Consider the following 20,576-nt stretch of genomic DNA (forward strand, 5'->3'; position numbering starts at 1 on the left):
AGATCGCGCCCCTATCATTCAATGCTGTTCGACGGATCAACCGCGACGTTGATCCGGATGCAGGCTTGCGCCCAAGATATGGTCCGAGTTGTGGATCACTTGGCTGGCATGTCCAACGATCAGCGGATCAGGAGAGCGCACCAGATTATAATCCTTGTCCGGATAGTCGACGGTCGAGAGGAAGTGGCGCATGCACTCCAGACGCGCGCGCTTCTTGTCGTTCGACTTGATGATCGTCCACGGCGCATCGGCGGTGTGCGTATAGAAGAACATCGCCTCTTTTGCTTCCGTGTAGTCATCCCATTTCGACAGGGACGCCACGTCGACCGGACTAAGCTTCCAGCGCTTAAGCGGGTCATCCTTGCGGCTGTCAAAGCGGCGTTTCTGCTCTTCGCGGGTGACCGAGAACCAGTACTTGTACAGACGAATGCCCGAGCGGGTCAGCATGCGTTCATATTCAGGCGTCTGGCGCATGAATTCCAAGTATTCGCTTGGATTGCAGAAGCCCATCACGCGCTCAACACCCGCACGGTTGTACCAAGAGCGGTCATAAAAGACCATTTCGCCTTCGGTCGGCAGCTGGCTGATGTACCGCTGATAGAACCACTGGCCACGCTCTTCGTCAGTCGGCTTGTTCAGCGCAACAACGCGCGCTTCGCGAGGGTTCAGGTGCTCCATGAAGCGTTTGATCGTGCCACCCTTACCGGCCGCGTCACGGCCTTCGAACAGAAGCACGAACTTCTGACCCGTTTCGCCAACCCAGCGCTGCACTTTCAGAAGCTCGGCCTGCAGCAGCGCCTTCTCGGTTTCGTATTCCTTGCGACCCAGCTTGGTGTCATAAGGATACTTGCCGTTCTCAAATGTCTCGCGGATCTGATCTGCGCTTACTTTCGGAAACGGTTTTGCCACGGGCTTGGCTTCGGCTGCAGGCTGGGCTGCCGCTTTTGCTGCGGTTTTCGGCGCACTATTACGGGTCTGGCTCACACTCATTCGCGTCTCTCCTTCATTGTCCGGTTTGCCTCTAACAAACCGGGCCGCAGCGCGCCTTGATCCGCATCAAGAAATTCAAAGATGTTCAGGCCTATCCCGCAAAACCGACGAAAAAAGGCCCTCCGACGGGAGGGCCTTTTCTTTTGCGTGTCAGACGGGTTTGTCCGTGCGCAGCGTCACATGCACCGTCCCGCGCACTGGCTTTGACCATTGAAGTTGTGCCAGTTTCGCGCCGGCCCCCTGATTCACCAGAACATGCGGATTGTCCCATACCAGATTGTTGGAACTGTCCCGCAGATCGCCTTCGATCACCACAGAGCTGACCGTCCGGGCATTTCCACCAAACGGGAAAAAGGCCGAGCCATCCAAGCTCCAAGTACTGGCTTCCGTGTTTTGATTGAACTCGAGCGTCACCGGCGAGATCGTCCTCTGATCGACCCCCACGAAGGCATTGTCCTTGAAGGTCACGTCACGCATGCTCCAACCGTCCAAGGTGCCATGAGTGGTCGACACGCTTTCGACCCGATCAATACGTCCATTCAGCGACCGGAAAGTGTTGTTGCTGACATGCAGGCCCGACAGGTAATGCCCGGTTCCGAACGGTTTGATCATGATCCAAGTGAACCAGGGCGCAACATCATTTGCGGTAAAGATGTTGTCTGTGATCGTCATCCCACCAAAGGCATACTCGTTGCTGAAATCTGGCTCGGCGTCATGTTCGTTGTTCCACTCGACCATGCAATTATCGATGTAATTTCCGGTCAGTACGGTTTTGTTGTTTTCAAGGGTAAACACGATGCCCGCCACGCGCGGACCATCCGTGACCTCGTCCCCCTGATACAGGTGATTGCCCTGAATAATATGGCCCGAGCCATACATCACCATCGACGTCCCCATGCGTTGGAACTGCGTGTCTCGGATCTTGGAATCGTTGGCATTCACATTCACCGCCACAGACACGCGGTCCGTTGCGGCGGTACTTTGCTCGGCCGAGATGAACTGGCAGCGATCCACCTGAAGCCCCTGACAGGCCCGCCCGGTCGAGCTGATCCCGTGGTTCTTGGGTTTGATGAAGTGACAGTCCTGGAACACCATGTTCTCGCCGTTGCGCGCCAGCATCACTGCCGAAGCATGCGAGTTACATTGGAACTCGATCTCGATCATGTTCAGGCGGCGCAGCTCGGCGAACCCGCCGAAATCCAGCACATATTTGTGTCGGGTGAACGTATAGGTCTGGTTAGGATCTGCGCCCCAAAGCGGGCGGCTCAGCTCAAGCTCGGACGCGCTGACATCAACCGATTTCACATAGACCTCACGCCCGACCCCGTTGCCGGTGACGATCGAGCCCGGCTGAATGGCTGAAATCCCCGGCACATTGGTCAGCTTCAGCGGGTTGGCCGGGCTGTACTGCGCCGTTGACGTCGTCACCTCGTCATCCCAGGCAGCGCCCCCGATGACGTAGAACTGACCGTTACGGATCGCGCGCCGGATCAGGAACGTGTCCGACGTCGCATACGCCGCCTGCATATCAATGGGTTCAGTCACGTCAATGCGGCGTCCGCCCATGTCCAGAACCTTGTGGTCGGCATAGTGCAACAATGCCTGAAACGCCTTGCGGAAGCCCAGAAGCTCACTGCCGAACGCATCGATATAGTTGGGCAAATCGAAGCTTCGTGTCATGGACAGATACACATCGTCTGCCATCGTCACGGTGCCTTCAAAGCGGATATCCGTGTGCAAGGTCAGGTTCGCACCGATGTAGAAAACACCTTCGGGCACAAGCAGGGTCCGCCCGCCGGCAGCCGCATCGGCGGCCTCGAACGCGGCGCGGTCATCGGTGACGCCGTCCCCGACCGCTCCGAAATCGCGCACATCGACCCAGTCCATCATATCACGGAGATAGGCACCGGTGACGTCCTCGATAATGATGTCGTCAATACGCACCGCCGCACCATTCGACCCGGTCAGATCCAGCCCAACATGGGCATAGGCGACATCTGCGCCCCACACCATATCAACGCTCGACCGGCTGCCCGACCCGATGATGGCCGAGATCTCGACCACCTCACCATAAGAGGTCAGCGCGACCTCAGGCCCAGTTTCGACATAACCAGTGGCGTGACCACCGCCCGACAGGCTGGGACGCGTCGCAATACGGACCGACGGCAACGGGCCCGAGATCGCCTTGACCCGCGCGCGCACACGCAAATAACAGCCCTGCTCGAATGGCGTTTGCCCCATATAGCGTAGCGTCTGAGTATTCTGGTCCTTGAACAGCTCAAGACAACTGTCGAAATCCTGATCCGCCGGTACGATGGCCGCATTTCCTGCCCCGTCATAGGTCAGGCTGCCGGGGGTGCCATCCTCGCTTGACCAAACATCCAGCCCGTCCGTAAATTCAGGCGGCATGAACACCACCCCTTCGGTAATCGCCTTGTTCATCAGGTTCCCTTTCAGGTCGAAATCCACGCAATGCCCCGCGCAGACGCGTTGGGCGCGCAGGACGGGGCGAGAAACGTCAAAAGGGGTACGCGGTGGGGGTTAACGGGCGTTAAGACGGGCGTGCGTTGCACAGGGACCAGAATAGAAAACGGCGCCCGATCTCTCGGACGCCGCCAACCATTTCAATGCCTTGCAGGTCTTACTTCACCAGCTCCCCAGCCAGCGCTTTGTCGATCAGGGCGGCCGTTTCCTCGGCCCCATAAAGAGCCGCGAAGCCCCCGAAACGCGGGCCTTGGCTGGCGCCCAGCAGCACTTCATAGAGTGCCTTGAACCAGTCGCGCAGGTTTTCGAACCCGTGCAGCTTGCCCAGCGCGAAGACGACGGACTGCAGGAACTCGTCCGATCCGAAATCGACTTCAGGCAGCGGATCTTCGTTGCCCATCATCTCGTTTTTGCGCGCAACCGCGTCCAGCGCAATGTCACCATCTCGCAGCGCTTTCGCCAGCTCTTCCAGCGCGCCACGTTCTTGATCGGTGGGCAGGCGGAAGACCTTCGCGGGCTCTACAAAGTCCTCGTAATACTTCACAGCATAGCCGGCCGCCGCATCCAGATCCGGATGGGTTTCCGGCGTCGCGTCCGGCGCATAGCGCTGGATGAAGCCCCACAGCTGTGCCTTGTCGTGGGCCGAGGCTACCGACGCCAGATTCAGCAGCATCGAGAACGGCACAACCATGTTCGACACCGGCACATCGCCGCCGTGGATGTGCCATACCGGGTTGTTCAACTGCTGCTTCAGATCCTGCTTGTGATAGGCATTCAGCTGCTGGTGATATTCGTCCATCGCCTTGGGGATCACATCAAAATGCATCCGTTTCGCGGTTTTGGGCTTTAGGAACATAAAGTATGCCAAGCTCTCGGTCGAGGCATAGGTCAGCCATTCGTCGATCGAAATCCCGTTACCCGAGGTTTTCGAGATTTTCTGCCCGTTTGCATCCAGAAACAGCTCATAGGTAAAATGCTCTGGCGCCCGCCAGCCAAGAATACGACAAATGCTGTCATAGATCGGCGTGTTGGTGCTGTGGTCCTTGCCGTACATTTCGAAGTCTACTTCCAGCGCAGCCCAGCGCGCGCCAAAGTCCGGCTTCCACTGAAGCTTTACGTTTCCGCCGGTGACAGGCAGCGTCCATTCCTTGCCGTCTTCATCGTCAAAGGTGATCGTGTGGTTCTTGGCGTTCACCTCTTTCATCGGCACGTACAGAACGCGACCGGTTTCCGGGTGGATCGGCAGGAAGATCGAATAAGTCTGGCGACGCTCTTCGCGCAGAGACTTCAGCATCACTTCCATGACCTCGTCGTATTTCTCGACGGCACGCTTCAGCACTTCGTCAAACTGGCCCGACTGATAAAACTCCTGTGCAGAATAGAAGTCGTATTCAAACCCGAACGTATCCAGGAACCGGCGCAGCATGGCGTTGTTGTGATGGCCAAAGCTTTCGTGGGTGCCGAACGGATCGGGCACGCTGGTCAGCGGCTTTTGCAGGTGTTCATGCAGGCTTTCTGCATTTGGTACGTTGCCCGGCACCTTGCGCATCCCGTCAAGATCGTCCGAGAAACAAATCAACTTGGTTGGAATATCCGAGATCACTTCGAACGCGCGCTGGATCATCGTGGTGCGCGCGACCTCGCCAAAAGTGCCGATATGGGGCAGACCCGACGGGCCATAGCCCGTTTCAAACAGCACATACCCCTTCTCTGGTGCGCCCTTCTGGTAACGTTTGAGCACCCGGCGTGCCTCTTCAAAGGGCCAGGCTTTCGAACTCATCGCGGCGTCACGCATTTCGGACATGTGCTTTCCTTTCATCTCGCGCTTATTGCGCGTGAACATCTCCCTATTGCGAAGGGAGTTCGGGGTCAATATTCTGCACCGCAACAGAGGAGCAATTCCAAGTGCAAGATATTCCCCATTCCCTGACCCCGCAGGACTGCTTGATCGCCGTGATGATGGCGGTCTCCGCCTCGGATGAAGAGATCACATCAGCGGAGCTTTTAACGATCGAGCGCATCGTCAATCACCTGCCGGTCTTCGCGACCTATGATCCCGACCGGTTCAAAACTGTATCGCAAACCGTGTTCGATCTGTTCGCAGTCGAAGATGGTCTGGACGCGCTCTTTGGCCTCGTGCGTGACAACCTGCCGGAAACCCTATGGGAAACTGCCTATGCGCTAGCTTGCGATGTGGCCGCCGCTGATGGCGTTCTGCAGGGCCCGGAACTGCGCATCTTGGAAGAGATCCGGTACGAGCTGAACATCGACCGGCTGCACGCTGCTGCCATTGAACGGGGCGCACGGGCACGCCATATGACGCTGTGACCATCGCGGCGCCAGCGCCGCATACCATGACCACAGTAACATATGGGAAGGGCCGTCATGCTCGACAGCTTGAAGATTGACCAGTTTGAAATCACCCAGCGTTGGCCGGCTAAAGACCCCAACGTTATCCAGCTTTATTCGCTGCCCACTCCAAACGGTATCAAGGCCTCGGCCATGCTGGAAGAGACCGGCCTGCCCTACGAGGCGCATCGCGTCTCGATCATGGATGGCGACCAGTTCACCCCCGAGTATCTGTCGTTGAATCCCAACAACAAGATCCCCGCAATCATTGATCCCAACGGCCCGGACGGGAAACCCCTGCCCCTGTGGGAAACCGGCGCCATCCTGATCTATCTCGCTGAAAAGTCGGGGAAGTTCCTGCCCACCGACCCGGCGAAACGTGCCGAGGTGCTCCAGTGGCTGATGTGGCAGATGGGCGGCTTCGGCCCCATGTTGGGGCAGTTTGGATTCTTCTATGCATCCGGTGGGAAGGACATCGAAGACAAGCGTCCGCTGGAACGTTACCGCGCAGAAGCCAAGCGCCTGCTGGGCGTTCTGGACAAGCGTCTGGACGGGCGCGAGGTCGTGGCAGGAGACGATTACTCGATCGCAGACATCGCCATCTGGCCTTGGGTTCGTGTGCTATTCACAGGCTATAACGCGGGCGATGCGCTGGAGCTTGAAAGCTTCTCGAACGTCCTGCGCTGGCACACCATGTGCGCCGATCGCCCGGCTTCGAAAATCGCGGTGAATATGCCGCCGAAACCCTGAGAAGGGTAAGCTGTTAGAAGCGATAAAGGGGCCGTGCGGCCCCTTTGTCATGTTCCGAACAACACCGTCCAGCGGGCAATCAGATCATGCTGCAATCGCCGCGACCGGCGGCTCCACCCTTTTGCGCCCTCAGGCCGTTCCCGGAACGCTTTCTGAATGGCACCCCGCCGCTCCATGTCCGCGGTGAAAATGGCAAATGCCAGTTCGCGCCCGTTCGGCACCGTGACATAGCCCGCGAGCGCCGACACGAAGTTCAGCGTCCCAGTCTTGGCGCGGATCACGTGGGTTCCGCCATCAGGCAATAGCTCGGACCTGGGCGGGATGTTCTTCAGAAGCGGTGCAAGCTCGCCTTCCGGGGACAGCGTGACCAACGCACGCACCATGTCGCGCGCCGTCACAATGGACTGATCACTCAGCCCACTATGGTCCGCAAATCTCAGCCGCCGCGTGCCCAGCGCGTCCTTTGCCCAGTCGGACATCTGATCCGCCGAGCCTGCCAAATCCGCGGGCGCGCCGCCCGCCTCGACACTGGCGGCCATCCCGACCACTTCTGCCGTCAGGTTGGTCGAGTATTTCAGCATGCCTTGCACGATCTCAGCGACCGGGGCGGACGCGTGCGACACCAAAACGTCGCCCTCCGCCACGCCATCTTGCGACAGCGGGCGCGGCAGTTTCACCCCCTGCCCGCGCGCCAAAACCTGAAAGACCTCGCCCGTGTAGATGTCAGGCCGCCGTACCGGCAACCAGCGCGATCCCCCTTTGCCCAAGGCCGCCTGCGCAACTGTCCAACTGTCAACGCCCGCCGCATCCCTATAAGTGAAGATCGGAGACTTCCTATCCACGACCTCCATCCGGGCCACCTTCACCGCAGGGCGCAACGTTTCGGACCGCGCATCCATCGCCACGGCCCAGCTCTGCCCCTCGCGTTTCCATTCGAAATGTACGCGGTTGAAATTCAAGTTCAGCCCCGAAATCGACGGGTTATACCCCAGATGATCCGGCTGTCCCGGGTCGATCACCCGCTGATAGGGCAGATACGCGCCGTTCACATGAAACTTGCCTGAGATCCCGGTCACGCCTTGCGCACGCAGTTCTTTCGCCATCTGTGACAACGCGTCCGTGTCCAGCGTCGGATCGGCACCGCCCACAAGGATCAGGTCGCCCTGAATAACACCGTTCAGGACGGGGCCGGTCGTAACCAATCGCGTTTGGAAGCGGTGCGTGCCACCAAGCGTCGACAGCGCATACGCCCCGGTGATCGCTTTCGCGACACTGGCGGGCGGCAAGGGCAGCACGGGATTGTGAACTTCCAGAACCTCTCCGGTGCGCGCATCCGCCACCATGAAACCAATCTTCCCGCCCAGACCAGCATCGGCCACCAAGGCCGCGACAGAGGGCAGACCTCGCTTGGCGTAGTCGCCCGGTTTGGGCGCGGGAAAAAGCGACGTAGCGGGTGCGTTGGCGAAGGCAGGCATCCCTACCCCGGCCCCCAATCCCGCCAGAAATGCGCGTCTTGAAAAAGGGTTCGTCATGGGGCGAGTTAACCCGCTGGCTTTCGCGCAATCAAGACGGAAACCTGTTGATCAGCACAATCTTTCTGACAGGTTCACCAGTCACCGCGCGCGCGGATCTGGGACGACGAGACTTCCAGCATTGGCACATTCACCAAAGACCAGGCCGGGGCTTCAGACACACGCAATTTTGCGGCCTGCCGCCCCGAGATCTGAGCCGACCGGAAACGGCGGGCTGCCTTGGACATGCGGGCCGCGCCCCGATCGCCCGGCCGGGCCAAGATGCCAACGGGTACATTTGACATGATCCAGTTCCACCGCTCCCACCGATGAAAATCGGCCAGATTGTCGGCCCCCATCAGCCAGACAAAATGGACACCGGGATAAAGTGCAATCAGTGCCTCGAGCGTTTCCGCCGTATAGCGCGTTCCTGTGTGTGCCTCGATCTGTGTGACCTTCACACGCGGGTGCTGCATGATGGATCTCGCTTGCGCCATCCGCTGCTCCAGCGGCGCCGGCCCGTGTGATTTCAAGGGGTTGCCCGGCGTCACCAGCCACCACACCTGATCCAACCCGAACCGCTTCAACGCCTCGCGCGTGATGTGTACGTGCCCCTCGTGGGCCGGATCAAAGGATCCGCCCAATAGGCCAATCACCTGACCGGGGCGTGCATATGGAAATTCATGGCGCATGGGATTAGGACTTACCCGATAGATATCTGAAATTGGAACAAAAAATGTCGAATCGCATGAGATTGACCATCAAAGAACCACACATCGAGCTGTACAAAGATGGCTTTGAAGGCAACTGCAAGCTTCAGCGCGAGGGAACAGGCAAGCAACTCTCTCAGCTTGTAGAGGATTTTGATGAAAGCCTTGTCATTGCGTTGGATGGAGCGTGGGGGTCGGGCAAGAGCTTCTTCCTGAAATGCTGGGTGGGGCAACACCTGCAGGACCACGGAGCGGCAACACAAACGGTGTATTTCGACGCGTTTCAGCACGACTATTTGGATGACCCGCTCTTCGCTTTGACTCTTCGCGTGAAAGAGATGCTCGAAAAGGACGGCGTTGCGAGTGATGCCGATGGCAGCGCAGATAAGGCACGGCGCCAAAAACGGAAAGAGGCCGCAATCAGGCTCGGGAAGGCAGCGCTTCGTGTTGGCGCAGCCATCGCCACATTCGGCGCAACTGAACATCTGGGCGACTTGGGGGATGCAGCGGCGCTCGCCATCAAGGACGAAGCGCTGAACGCAACCAACTTGGAAAGTCCAGAAGAAGAAAAATTCTGGAAAGCACAACACGCGCGCGTGAAGGCGATGGTTGAATTCAAAGCCGCATTGACGCTGCTGACGTCACCTGACGAAGCGGGCGCACCCACCCAAAAGCTTGTCATTGTCATAGACGAACTGGACCGCTGCCGCCCGGATTACGCACTATCTCTGCTTGAGATCATCAAGCATTTCTTTGCCGTGGACGGGGTGCATTTTGTTCTGGGTGTGAATTTGAAGGAGCTACAGAACTCGGTGAAGGCGCGGTATGGGGCGGGCGTGGATGCAGCGCTGTATTTGCAGAAGTTTGTGACGCTTGGACTTCGGCTGGGTGAGCCGACAAACCACGACCTACCATCTGACTATCTACGTTATTTTTCGGCAATCGCGAATGAGATGGGTATATCTCATCATAACGGAACTAGCATCGCTCGGGACTACCTACACCTCATGCAAGGAAGCGACGTTCTCTCTCTAAGAGGCCTGCAAAAACTAGCGCGCCACATCGCCCTAACTTCGACTAGACTAGGCAACCCACATGACGGATGGGGCACGGATACAACACGATATCACCCATTCCTGACAATTGGTCTGTTTATCCTAGATTCCTTTAAACCAGAGCAGCTTGGGAAAGTTCGTTCACGATCGGAGCAATGGAGTGAGATATCTTCCTTCTTCCACCTAGTGGTTCCTGAGAGTTCTTCCGCACGCGGCCTCCATATCTCTACCGCTTGGCACCTCTGCTACCAGCAAGAATCGGATTATCATCATTGGGGGGAGTTGCTAGGACAAACCGATTACCAAAACTGGACGGAAAGCTATGATCGGTCTGTTCTGCGACACCTAATCGAAACACAAGTAGACCAAATTCAATTCTATTCGAGCTAGCCACAGCGGCGAAGGAATTGCCCTTTCCTTGCACATTCGCTAGACCACCGCAAACCGCGACTTTCAACGGAGCATTCACATGGCCGCTTATCAATATGTCTATCACATGGATGGAGTTTCCAAGACCTATCCCGGTGGCAAGAAATGCTTTGAAAATATCCGCCTCAGCTTCCTGCCCGGCGTAAAGATCGGCGTCGTTGGCGTGAACGGCACTGGTAAGTCGACGCTGATGCGCATCATGGCGGGCATCGACAAAGAATTTCAGGGCGAGGCTTGGGCCGCCGAAGGCGCCAAAGTCGGCTATCTCCCGCAGGAGCCCGAGCTGGACGCATCCTTGGATGTGCGTGGCAATGTCATGCAGGGCGTGGCCGAGAAGAAAGCGATCCTCGAACGCTATAACGAACTGGCCATGAACTACTCGGACGAAACCGCGGACGAGATGGCCAAGCTGCAAGACGAGATTGACGCCCAGAACCTGTGGGATCTGGACGCGCAGATCGACGTCTCGATGGAGGCGTTGCGCTGCCCCCCCGATGACGCCGACGTCACAACCCTGTCGGGCGGTGAGAAACGCCGCGTCGCGCTCTGCAAGCTGCTGCTGGAAGCCCCCGACATGCTGCTGCTCGACGAACCGACCAACCACTTGGACGCCGAGACCATCGCGTGGCTGCAACAGCACCTGATCGACTATAAAGGCACCATCCTGATCGTCACCCACGACCGTTATTTCCTGGATGACATCACCGGCTGGATCCTTGAACTCGACCGCGGGTCGGGCATTCCCTACGAAGGCAACTACTCGGCATGGTTGGAACAGAAAGCCAAGCGACTGGCCCAAGAAGCCCGCGAGGATAAGTCCAAACAGAAAACGCTCGAACGCGAATTGGAATGGATGCAGCAGGGCCAGAAAGCCCGCCAAGCCAAATCCAAGGCCCGTATCGCTGCCTATAACGAGATGGCGAACCAGTCCGAGCGTGACAAAGTGGGCCGCGCCCAGATCGTCATTCCCAACGGCCCCCGTCTGGGCGGCAAGGTGATCGAGGTCGAAGGCCTGAAGAAACACATGGGCGACAAGCTGTTGATCGAGAATCTCGACTTCTCGCTGCCCCCCGGCGGCATTGTCGGCGTGATCGGCCCGAACGGCGCGGGTAAGTCGACGCTGTTCAAAATGCTGACCGGTCAGGAACAGCCCGACGAAGGCACCGTGGAACTGGGCGACACCGTGAAACTGTCCTATGTGGATCAGTCGCGTGATGACCTGAACGATGGCGACACCGTCTGGGAAGCGATTTCCGGCGGCGCCGAGATCATCGAACTGGGCGACGCGCAGGTGAACTCCCGCGCTTATTGTTCGTCATTCAACTTCAAAGGCGGCGATCAGCAGAAGAAGCTGAACCTGCTGTCGGGCGGTGAACGCAACCGCGTCCACATGGCGCGTCTGTTGAAAGAGGGCGGCAACGTGCTCCTCCTCGACGAACCGACCAACGACTTGGACGTGGAAACCCTCCGCGCTCTCGAAGACGCACTGGTGGATTTCGCCGGCTGCGCCGTCGTCATCTCGCACGACCGCTTCTTCCTTGACCGTATCTGCACCCACATCCTCGCTTTTGAGGGCGACGCCCATGTGGAGTGGTTCGAAGGCAACTTCGAGGATTACGAAGAGGACAAGAAGCGCAGGCTGGGACCGGATGCCCTAGAGCCCAAGCGCTTGAAGCATAAGAAGTTTACGCGGTAGGAGAGCGGCCCCTTCGGGGCCGTTTTTTTTGGGGGGGCAGCGTGAAAGCAAGTTTGATTTCAATCTCTCGTTCGCGCATAAGTTTATTCAAACGTATTTCAAACAGGTGTCTCGAATGAGCAAAGGCAGATCAGTTCGTCTCTATTTGGCTGAAGGAACTCCGACAGGTGTTTTGACTGCAGAGATTGTGAAATGGACAGGCCATGTTCTCTCAGCCCCAAGATCCAAGCTGGATGTGGCGCTCAAGCGAGACGAACTTCGGAGGACAGGTGTTTATATCCTCTTTGGAGCTCCCTTTGAGGCAGATTTACCAAGCGTCTATGTCGGAGAGGGAGATGACATTTCAAAACGTCTCTACTCCCACTCGAAGGATGAGAACAAAGATTTCTGGGATCGCTTTGTCGCTGTTACCAACAAAGACCTAAACTTGACGAAGGCTCACGTAAAATACCTCGAAGGTCGGCTCATTTCGTTGCTGATCGCAGCGAAGAAAAGCGAAGTAGTAAACAGAACCGAGCCCGATTTCGACAGGCTACCGGAAGCGGACATTTCAGATATGGAGACTTTTCTGGAAGAAATTCAGCTGATACTCCCGGTTATAGGCGTTGAATTCTTCAGAAAAGCTGGGAGCTCTGCGTCTAAATCAGCAATTCAATCAGAAGCTCAGGCTCCTGAATTCTTTTTGCGCCACAGTAAGAAGGGAATCAACGCGACTGCCACAGAGATTGATGGTGAGTTTATTCTCAAAGCTGGATCGGTAGGTGATCTCAAAGAAGCCTCGTCTTTCCACGAGCGGATTGCGGAAGTCAGGAAGCAAGTTCTTTTATCCGGCAGAGCTGAAGAGATTGGAAATGGTAGCTTCAGACTTGTTGATGATGTTGCATTCTCCAGCCCATCAGCTGCCGCTGTGTTCTTGTTTGGAACCTCGAGAAACGGTCGTACTGATTGGCTATTCAAAGGCTCCAAGCAATCATATGGAGATTGGAAATCTGGTCAGCTCTGACTAGGTATCGCTTCACTTGTCCACCATCCACGCCTGACCCTGGGTGGGCGGAACGCCCTCCCGTGGGGAGGGTCGGGCGTTGTCCGGCCTGTCGACCGGACGTAAGGGCAAAATGCAAACGCTACTCCTTCTTCACCGGAACCGGATTGCCATCATCATCCAGTGAGACGAAGACGAAGACGCCCTCGGTCACCTTGTGTTTCGACCGGCCACGGTCACGTTCGGACCACGCCTCCAGCGTGATCGCCATCGACGTGCGGCCGACCCGTGTGACCTCGCCATACAGACACAACACATCGCCCACCTTGACCGGCGAGATGAATTTCATCGCGTCCACCGCCACGGTCGCCACGCGCCCGCCTGCGTATTCCGCGGCCAGCACACCGCCCGCGATGTCCATTTGGGACAGGACCCAACCGCCGAAGATGTCTCCGGCCACGTTGGTGTCCTTGGGCATGGCAAGCGTGCGCAGGATGATGTCGCCTTCGGGGGCGGATTGGGTGTCAGACATGGTGGCCTCGTTCATTGCTTACCATTATTGTTAACTCGTGGGTAAGCCGCGCCAAGGCCCCATGCAAGAACGCCGTTACGTGACACGCGGTTCACGCGGCGCGGGCGACGTCGTAAAGCTCATTCAGCAGATCCAGAAGCGTTTCCATCTTCTCGGTCCCGAACTTCTCTTCCAGATCCTCATAGATCCCTGCAGCCTTCTGCGACATGGCGAGGTACTTTGCCCGGCCTTCCTCGGTGATCTGAACGCGGCGACGGCGGGCGTCCGTGTCTGCCACACGCTCGATCAATCCACGCTCGGTCAGGGTTTTCAGGATGCGCGACAGGCTGGGCGGCATCAAGACGCAGCGCTCGGCCAGTTCGGTGGCGCAGCAGGGTTTGCCTTCGGCCAGCACGCGGATCACGCGCCATTGTTGGACCGTCAGACCGATATCATCAAGTTCCTGACGGAAGGGTTTGAGGGTTGCCTCACGGGCGTGAAGCAGGGCCAGAGGCAGCGCGCGATCGAGTTTCTTCATCATGGTCAGTCCTTTCGCGGATGGCCGCGTGGATCGTGCTCCAACCTTTGCGGCTGAAGCGGGTTTCGATTTCCTGAACCTCAAGACTAAGAATGAAGGGCGTGTCGCCCATCTGCGGGCGCAGCGCGTCCTCAACCGCGCTGTAAAGGGTGTCGGCGATGGCCTCGCGCGTGGCCTCGTCCCGTCCCTGCCCTAGTCTGAGGATCATATCCAGGAAGTGATACCCACCTGCCCCGTTGCCAATGGCGTCGATGTCAGCCTCGAACCCACGTACGCGGATGCCGCCAATGGGGCATTTCCCCGTGGCGACCAAAGCCGTGCGCATGGTTTCGGCCAGAGCGGAAAGATCCGCGTGCTGGCCCAGCCCGTTGCTGAATTCGAATGACAGGTGTGGCATGTTCACTCCTTAACACCGACAATAAATACCCGTCGCGCCTAGATTGCAAATCATTGCGGGTGCAACAAGTTGTCTCAGGGGGCGATTATGCCTGCCGCCACCCACGCATCGAAATCCGCCAGCACACGGTCCGAGAACGCGGCGTCGTTGATATGGCAGTCCAGCTCGATTAGGGACACGTTGTCCGGGCAATGGGTGCGGATCTCGTCGACGAACGCCGCAAGCCCCTCGGCGTCATGCAGTGGCCCACCGGGACGGTCCCATTCGTTGCCACCTTGAAGCGGCAAGATCAGGTTCACCGGGCTTTTCGCGCCCGATAGCTGACGGCACATTGCCTGCGCCATCTCGCGCCTCTGGTCGGGGGTCATCATAACCGAGGACAGAAGCCGGTTATGTGCATGCACCTCCTGCCCCGCCAGTTTCGGCGGTACGTCCTGCCAACCGATGAAATCCACCAGATCATAGCACCCGATCGAGACCATTTGCGGTGTGCCAGACGCGCCCGCATTGGTCATACGGTCCGGACCGGCAGAGATGCTCGAGCCCATGATATGATTGCCCAGCTCTTGCGGGGCGAAATCCAGAACGGCAGCAAAGGCGCCCTCGCTTGCAAGGCTTTCAAAGGCGCGCCCTCCCATGCCGGTGGCGTGGAACACAGCGACTTCGAACCCACGAGCTTCAAGTGCGGGTTTCAAGCTGACCATGTAACGCAACACGGTTTTACCAAAGCTGGTCATGCCGATGAGCGGCTTTTGGAAGTCCGGCTTCTCGACCGCACGCGCCGCACCCAGCACGGCACCTGCCGCCTGTGACAGCGACGCCTTACAGATCGAGTTCAGCCCGTACAGCCCGCCTGCCCAGAGGATCATCTGCACATCGGCCGGTAGACGCTCAGGCGGGATCAAGGGCGAGAAACTGACCGTCGAGACCACGTATTTCGGCACCCCAATCGGCAGCGCCTGACACAGGTCCAGCGCCGCATCCGTGCCCATTGTGCCGCCCAGAACGATCAGCCCGTCAAACACGCCCTCGCGGTAGAGTTTCAGCGCTAAAGCGGCCGAGCCCTGCGCCATGATCTGCATGGCGGTGTTTTCGTCCCCGCTGTCGATGGCGGCTTGGATCGACGACCCACCCGCCTCGGCCACGTCATGTTTGGAATAGTCACACGGCGCAGACGGATCACCCAGTACCGAGATGTCCATCGTGGCCACGCCACCGCCCTGCGCCCGGATCACATCGGCGATATAGTTCAGCTCGTCATCTTTGGTGTCATAGGTCCCGACGACCAGAATTGTTTTGTCGCTCATAGCTGCATCCATGCTGTCTTGAGGTCGAAATACTTGTCGAAGGCGTGCATCGATTTGTCGTGCCCGTTGCCCGATTGCTTGACGCCGCCCAAGGGGACCGTGCCGTCCGGACCGCCATAGGTGTTCACGTGGACCACGCCTGCCTGAATGTCGCGCACCATGTTATGTGCGCGTGATAAGTTCGAGGTCCAAACCCCTGCGGCCAAACCAAACTTGGTCGAGTTGGCAATGGCGATCGCTTCCGCATCTGACTTGAACGGGGTCACGGCCAGAACCGGACCGAAGACCTCGTTCTGGGCCACGTTATGCTCGGGCTTCACACCTTTCAGCACCGTCGGCTCCATGAAATAGCCACCCGTGTCTTCCATGATCCGCGAGCCACCCAATGCAACCTCTGCGCCTTCTTCAATGGCTTTTGTCACGAAGTTCAGGTTGCCTTCCAATTGGGTCAGGTTGTTCACCGCACCAATATTAGTGTTCAGATCCAGAGGGTTGCCCACCTTCATCGCAGCGGCGTGACGTGACAGCGCCTCGACGAACTCGTCATGAATGCTCTCTTCGACCAGCAGGCGCGAACCCGCCACACAGACCTGCCCGGCGTTGCGGAAGATACCGGCCGCCGAGACCTTGGCCGCTTGCTCCAGATCAGGGGCATCGGCGAAGACCACGTTGGGGGATTTGCCTCCCAGCTCTAGATAGCAGCGTTTCAGGTTTGAGCGTGCGGAATACTCCAACAGCCGCCGCCCGACCCCGCCCGAGCCGGTAAAGACCAGAACATCTACGTCCATCGACATTGCCAGCGCTTCGCCCGTGACGGACCCGGCACCCGTGACAACGTTCAACACGCCGTCAGGCAACCCTGCCTCAGCGGCCAGTTCTGCGAGCTTGAGAAGCGACAGCGACGCGGTTTCGGCCGGCTTCAACACGACCGAGTTCCCCGCCGCCAGCGCAGGTGCCAGTTTCCACGCGCCAATCATCAGCGGGAAGTTCCACGGTACAATCGCGCCCACAACGCCCACCGGTTCCTTATGCACAAGGCCCAGAATGCCGGGCGCGGTCGGGGCAATCTCGCCATAGACCTTGTCCAGTGCCTCGGCATAGTACCGGAAGGTCCCTGCCGCCGATCCCGGCTCGGCCTTCAGTGCCATGCCAATCTCGGTCCCATTGTCGCGCACGCCAAGAACGGCCAGTTCCAACGCGTTGGCCTCGATCAAGTCGGCCAGCTTGTGCAGGACCTTCTTGCGATAAGCTGGCGCTGCCCGCGACCAACGCCCGTCGTCAAACGCCCGCCGTGCCGCCGCAACCGCCCGGTCCACATCGCGAGCGGACGCCCGTGCAATCGTGGTCAGTCTTTGTCCGTCAATCGGCGAGAGAACGTCTTGCGCTTCGCCCTCAGCTTCTTGCCACGCTCCGTCAATATATAGTTTCTGCGGCGCGATAGGATGGCGGGAAAGCTCGTTGATGCGTGACTGATCTGCCATTCGTCGGTCTTTCTTTCTTTGTGGTCCAGCCAGACCCGGCGGAAATGCAGGATCAGGACCAGAACGATCATTGCAAACAGGATCGCCGCGATGGGGCGATCAATAAAGTCCAAGGGGGTCTTCACGCGCGCCATGGCGCTGCGCAGTTTGACCTCCATGATGCCACCCAGAACCATGCCCAGAACGATGGGCACGACGGGCAGTTGCATGCGCTTCATAATGAATCCGAAGATGCCAAAGGCAGCGGCGATGATGCAGTCGGTCAGCGAGTTGCGAAGGCTGTAGACCCCCACAAAGCTGAGGATCAGAATGCAGACGCCCAAGAAGCGGTTCGGGATCTTCACCACTTTGATCAGCTGGTTCGTCGCAATCAAAAGGAAGATCACCACCAGCACGTTCAGGATCAAAAGCGCGAGATAGAGCGCGACCACAAAATCCATGTCGTTCTGGAAAAGCTGCGGTCCCGGGATCACGTTATGCACATAGAAGACGGACAGCATCATGGCCGTCAGCGCCTCGCCGGGGATACCCAGCGCCAGCAGCGGCACCATGGCAGCACCTGGGACCGCGTTGTTGGCGGTTTCGGCGGCGATCAGGCCTTCGCTTGATCCATGCCCGAAATCCTCGGGCCGCTTGGAGGATTTCTGCGCATAAGTGTAGGACATGAACTGCGCGGTAAACTCGCCCACGCCGGGGATCATGCCCATGACCACGCCGAACGTGGCCGAGATACCCGCGATGCGCGGATGGCGCGCCAGCTCTCGGAAGCCTTGGAAGAAGCTGCCTTTCAGCTTGGTCAGGCGGACTTTCTCATCATCGCCATGCAACAGAGTGAAGGCTTGGCTTAGCGCGAAAAGTCCCAGCACCACCACGATCAGATTCACACCGCCCGACAACCAGCTTTGGTCAAACGTGTAACGCTTTGAATAGCTGGCTGGGTGCAGGCCAATGGTGTTCAGCCAGATACCGAAGCACGCCATCGCCGCCGCGATCAACGTGTGTTTGCGGTGCGCGGTGACAACAAGGATGATGCCCAAAAGGGCCGCCAAAAAGATCTCGCGCGAGCCGAACATGGGGGCGATTTTCGCCAAAATGGGCGCGAAGAGGATCAAGCAAACGACCGAGAAGATGCCACCAAAAAAGGACGAGCTATAGGCCAGCGACAGCGCCCGTCGCGCCTCGCCCCGGGTGGTCATCGGGTAGCCGTCATACGTTGTCAGCGCGTTTACAGCAGTGCCCGGCGTGTTAATCAGGATGGCCGGGATCGACCCGCCATACATAGAACTGCCGTAGATACCCAACAGCACCGTCAACCCGACAATCGGGTCCATCGAGAACGTCGCGGGCAACAGGATCGCGATGGCCACCGCGGGGCCAACACCGGGGATCGCGCCGATCAAAACACCGCCGACCGAGCCCACCAGAAGCGCCAGAACCACGTCCCAGCGGGCCAGATAGGACGAACTGGCCTGCACTTGGCTCAGGAAATCGAAAATCAGGTCCATGCCGCCCTCAGAAATTCAGGATGAAGAACGAACGCAGCGCGCCCGGAAGATATTCGTAGATCGCCGCGCCGGGGATCTTCACTTGCAGGAAGCTTTTGAAGACCAATACGACCAAGACAGCGAAGACACCCGCGCTCCACATCATCAGACGCGAACGGTAGCCCACCCGCCATGTCAGGATCAGCGAAAACGCAATGGTGACCGGCAGATACCCGATCAATGGCACCAGAAGGACATAGGCCAAGAACCATCCAGCCCATTCGAAGACCGAGACCCAGATCTTGGCCTCGCGCCGGTCGGTCCAGTGTTGGTACAGCCACGTCACGCGGACGATGGCGACCAGAAACACCATGGGCGCTGCCGAAATCGGGCCAAGCCAAAGCGCCAACCCGATGGCCAGAACGGCCCAAAACAGGCTCTCGGCCCATTGGAACCAGTCGGCCTCGCGCATCCAGCGCGGCAGGCGACGGGGTTTGCGCGGCAGATGCCAGAAATGCAGCGCGGTAAACAGCACCATGCCCCCAACGCCAACAGCGGGCCAGAACCGCGGCTGTGCGAAGAAGTCTTTCCCTTTCAGCCACTTGGTCTGATCTTCAATGGCAGCCAACAGAAGCGTGGCGCAGATCAGAAACAGGGCCGCGAACAACACCTGACCGCGCTGTGGTCGGTCGGGATGTTCTGTGATTTCGTCGCTCATAGCAGGCGCTTTCCGGGGGGCTTGGTCGTCACGCGGGGCCAGCCAAAGCCAGCCCCGCAAAAGGTCATATCAGAGCGGATTACTCAAGGATTCCGCTGATCACCGCACCGGTTTCCTGATCAGCCGCAATCCGTGCAGCCGACGCTTCGGCGTCCATCCAGTAGACCAGCGCACCGGTTTCTTTTGCGACCGCCTGAGCGCGCTCGCTCATCACAGTTTTTGCAGCCACGGCAGCGATCTTCTCGCGTACGTCTGCCGGGGTGTCTTTGGTCACGAACAGGCCATTCCACAGGGCGATGTTCAGCTGTGCGTCGAGCTCGCCAATGGTGGGAGTGTCCGGCACAAGGCTGATACGCTCGTCAGTCACGGCCATCAGGACTTTCACGTCATCAAGGCAAGGCAGGATCAGCTGCAGCGTGGTGTTGATCACATCCGCATCGCCCGAAGCCAGCGTGTTGCAGTCCAGAGCGTCAAACGCCGCGTCCGAGCCCCACTCGAAGCCAGCATTCTTCGCGTAGGCCTTGGTGACCTGCGTCGGCGTCAGGACGTCGCCAAAGTGACCCAGCGCGACGTCGTTTTCCTTGGCATAGTCGGCCAGCTCAGCCATCGAGCTGTAGGGCGCGTTGCCCGAAGTCGCCACCACAAAGGGATAGGTCAGGAAGATGCCGATCGGGTCAAACTTGGCTGGGGCAAGCTCGTCGATGCCGATCTCGTGGCCGATCACGGGTACGGCAGGCACGAAGCTGCCGATGGTATATCCGTCAGCAGGCGCCGTTGCCACGTCGATTGCACCGGGGAACGGGCCACCGCCGCCACCGGGTTTGTTCACGACGGCAGCCGAGACGCCGTATTCCGCCTGAAAGTCTTCCGCGATCATGCGGGTCAGCACGTCTTCCAGATCACCCGGAGGCCACGGCACAATGAAGCTAACCGGCTTTTCTGGATATTCGGCCATGGCCGGTGCAGCGACCATGGTTGCGGTTACGGCCAGCGCGCCAGCCAGAATGGATTTGGTGTTCATGACGGTCTCCCTATTTCGTCAGATCAAAATTCATGTCGCCGGTTCATTATTTGAACCATCGGTTTTAAAATAGATTGACAGACCGGAGTGATTCCTGTCAACAAATCATTGAACATGTGAACGAAAAACTGCGCAGTCCGTTAGCGGACAGGGGCAGAAACCA

Annotated in this window: 18 protein-coding genes; 5 read left to right on the forward strand and 13 right to left on the reverse strand. The window is 58.5% G+C overall.

Going from position 1 to position 20,576, the window contains the following annotated elements; all coding sequences use genetic code 11:
- Positions 1–36: 36 nt before the first annotated feature.
- From ppk2 to MWU53_RS06670, 3 genes are all read right to left on the reverse strand, one after another.
- The gene (ppk2, locus tag MWU53_RS06660; RefSeq protein WP_247091652.1) at positions 37–990 is read right to left on the reverse strand and encodes a polyphosphate kinase 2; all 954 of its coding nucleotides are present in this window, start codon (positions 988–990) and stop codon (positions 37–39) included.
- Between the two features lie 150 nt (positions 991–1,140).
- Positions 1,141–3,432 (reverse strand): glycosyl hydrolase family 28-related protein, encoded by a 2,292-nt coding sequence (locus MWU53_RS06665; RefSeq protein ID WP_247091655.1) that lies wholly within the window; start codon positions 3,430–3,432, stop codon positions 1,141–1,143.
- A 199-nt stretch (positions 3,433–3,631) separates the two neighbouring features.
- Positions 3,632–5,278 (reverse strand): lysine--tRNA ligase, encoded by a 1,647-nt coding sequence (locus MWU53_RS06670; protein WP_247091657.1) that lies wholly within the window; start codon positions 5,276–5,278, stop codon positions 3,632–3,634.
- Positions 5,279–5,430: 152 nt separating this feature from the next.
- Between MWU53_RS06670 and MWU53_RS06675 the strand changes: the two genes are divergently transcribed.
- A complete protein-coding gene (locus MWU53_RS06675) occupies positions 5,431–5,802 on the forward strand; it encodes a tellurite resistance TerB family protein (RefSeq protein WP_247091792.1) in 372 nt (123 codons plus the stop codon).
- 57 nt (positions 5,803–5,859) lie between these two features.
- Entirely contained in the window at positions 5,860–6,573 is a 714-nt protein-coding gene (locus MWU53_RS06680; RefSeq protein ID WP_247091659.1) for a glutathione S-transferase N-terminal domain-containing protein, read from the forward strand.
- Between the two features lie 47 nt (positions 6,574–6,620).
- On the opposite strand, the gene dacB is transcribed toward MWU53_RS06680, so the two are convergent.
- Together dacB and MWU53_RS06690 are read right to left on the reverse strand one after the other, a co-directional pair.
- Positions 6,621–8,048 carry a D-alanyl-D-alanine carboxypeptidase/D-alanyl-D-alanine-endopeptidase gene (gene dacB, locus MWU53_RS06685; protein WP_247091662.1) on the reverse strand — a complete coding sequence of 476 codons (1,428 nt, stop codon included), beginning with the start codon at positions 8,046–8,048 and terminating at the stop codon, positions 6,621–6,623.
- A 131-nt stretch (positions 8,049–8,179) separates the two neighbouring features.
- The gene (locus tag MWU53_RS06690) at positions 8,180–8,776 is read right to left on the reverse strand and encodes a nicotinate-nucleotide adenylyltransferase (protein ID WP_247091665.1); all 597 of its coding nucleotides are present in this window, start codon (positions 8,774–8,776) and stop codon (positions 8,180–8,182) included.
- 56 nt (positions 8,777–8,832) lie between these two features.
- Here MWU53_RS06690 and MWU53_RS06695 point away from each other — a divergent pair, with 56 nt between their 5' ends.
- The 3 genes from MWU53_RS06695 to MWU53_RS06705 all read left to right on the forward strand — a co-directional run bounded on the left by MWU53_RS06695 (position 8,833) and on the right by MWU53_RS06705 (position 12,977).
- On the forward strand, positions 8,833–10,239 hold the full coding sequence (locus MWU53_RS06695) for a P-loop NTPase fold protein (RefSeq protein ID WP_247091667.1): 1,407 nt from the start codon (positions 8,833–8,835) through the stop codon (positions 10,237–10,239).
- A gap of 79 nt (positions 10,240–10,318) precedes the next feature.
- Complete coding sequence (ettA, locus tag MWU53_RS06700; protein ID WP_247091670.1) at positions 10,319–11,974, forward strand: energy-dependent translational throttle protein EttA; 1,656 nt, start codon at positions 10,319–10,321, stop codon at positions 11,972–11,974.
- Between the two features lie 115 nt (positions 11,975–12,089).
- Complete coding sequence (locus tag MWU53_RS06705; protein WP_247091672.1) at positions 12,090–12,977, forward strand: GIY-YIG nuclease family protein; 888 nt, start codon at positions 12,090–12,092, stop codon at positions 12,975–12,977.
- Between the two features lie 121 nt (positions 12,978–13,098).
- On the opposite strand, the gene MWU53_RS06710 is transcribed toward MWU53_RS06705, so the two are convergent.
- The 8 genes from MWU53_RS06710 to MWU53_RS06745 form a co-directional block, all read right to left on the reverse strand.
- On the reverse strand, positions 13,099–13,488 hold the full coding sequence (locus tag MWU53_RS06710) for an acyl-CoA thioesterase (protein WP_247091675.1): 390 nt from the start codon (positions 13,486–13,488) through the stop codon (positions 13,099–13,101).
- A 91-nt stretch (positions 13,489–13,579) separates the two neighbouring features.
- On the reverse strand, positions 13,580–14,008 hold the full coding sequence (gene hpaR / locus MWU53_RS06715; RefSeq protein WP_247091677.1) for a homoprotocatechuate degradation operon regulator HpaR: 429 nt from the start codon (positions 14,006–14,008) through the stop codon (positions 13,580–13,582).
- Positions 13,956–14,402, reverse strand: coding sequence for a 5-carboxymethyl-2-hydroxymuconate Delta-isomerase (locus tag MWU53_RS06720; protein WP_247091679.1), 447 nt, complete (start codon positions 14,400–14,402; stop codon positions 13,956–13,958). Before MWU53_RS06720 ends, hpaR begins: the two co-directional genes overlap by 53 nt.
- Positions 14,403–14,476: 74 nt before the next feature.
- Positions 14,477–15,709 carry a Tm-1-like ATP-binding domain-containing protein gene (locus tag MWU53_RS06725; protein ID WP_247091682.1) on the reverse strand — a complete coding sequence of 411 codons (1,233 nt, stop codon included), beginning with the start codon at positions 15,707–15,709 and terminating at the stop codon, positions 14,477–14,479.
- Positions 15,706–17,148, reverse strand: coding sequence for an aldehyde dehydrogenase (locus MWU53_RS06730; protein ID WP_247091794.1), 1,443 nt, complete (start codon positions 17,146–17,148; stop codon positions 15,706–15,708). Before MWU53_RS06730 ends, MWU53_RS06725 begins: the two co-directional genes overlap by 4 nt.
- Complete coding sequence (locus tag MWU53_RS06735) at positions 17,055–18,695, reverse strand: tripartite tricarboxylate transporter permease (RefSeq protein WP_247091684.1); 1,641 nt, start codon at positions 18,693–18,695, stop codon at positions 17,055–17,057. Before MWU53_RS06735 ends, MWU53_RS06730 begins: the two co-directional genes overlap by 94 nt.
- Positions 18,696–18,702: 7 nt before the next feature.
- Positions 18,703–19,392: a tripartite tricarboxylate transporter TctB family protein gene (locus tag MWU53_RS06740; protein WP_247091686.1), complete on the reverse strand. Its 690-nt coding sequence runs from the start codon at positions 19,390–19,392 to the stop codon at positions 18,703–18,705.
- Positions 19,393–19,471: 79 nt separating this feature from the next.
- Entirely contained in the window at positions 19,472–20,413 is a 942-nt protein-coding gene (locus MWU53_RS06745) for a tripartite tricarboxylate transporter substrate-binding protein (protein WP_247091689.1), read from the reverse strand.
- Between the last annotated feature and the right edge of the window lie 163 nt (positions 20,414–20,576).

Source organism: Aliiroseovarius sp. S1123 (assembly GCF_023015885.1).
Classification (GTDB): domain Bacteria; phylum Pseudomonadota; class Alphaproteobacteria; order Rhodobacterales; family Rhodobacteraceae; genus Aliiroseovarius.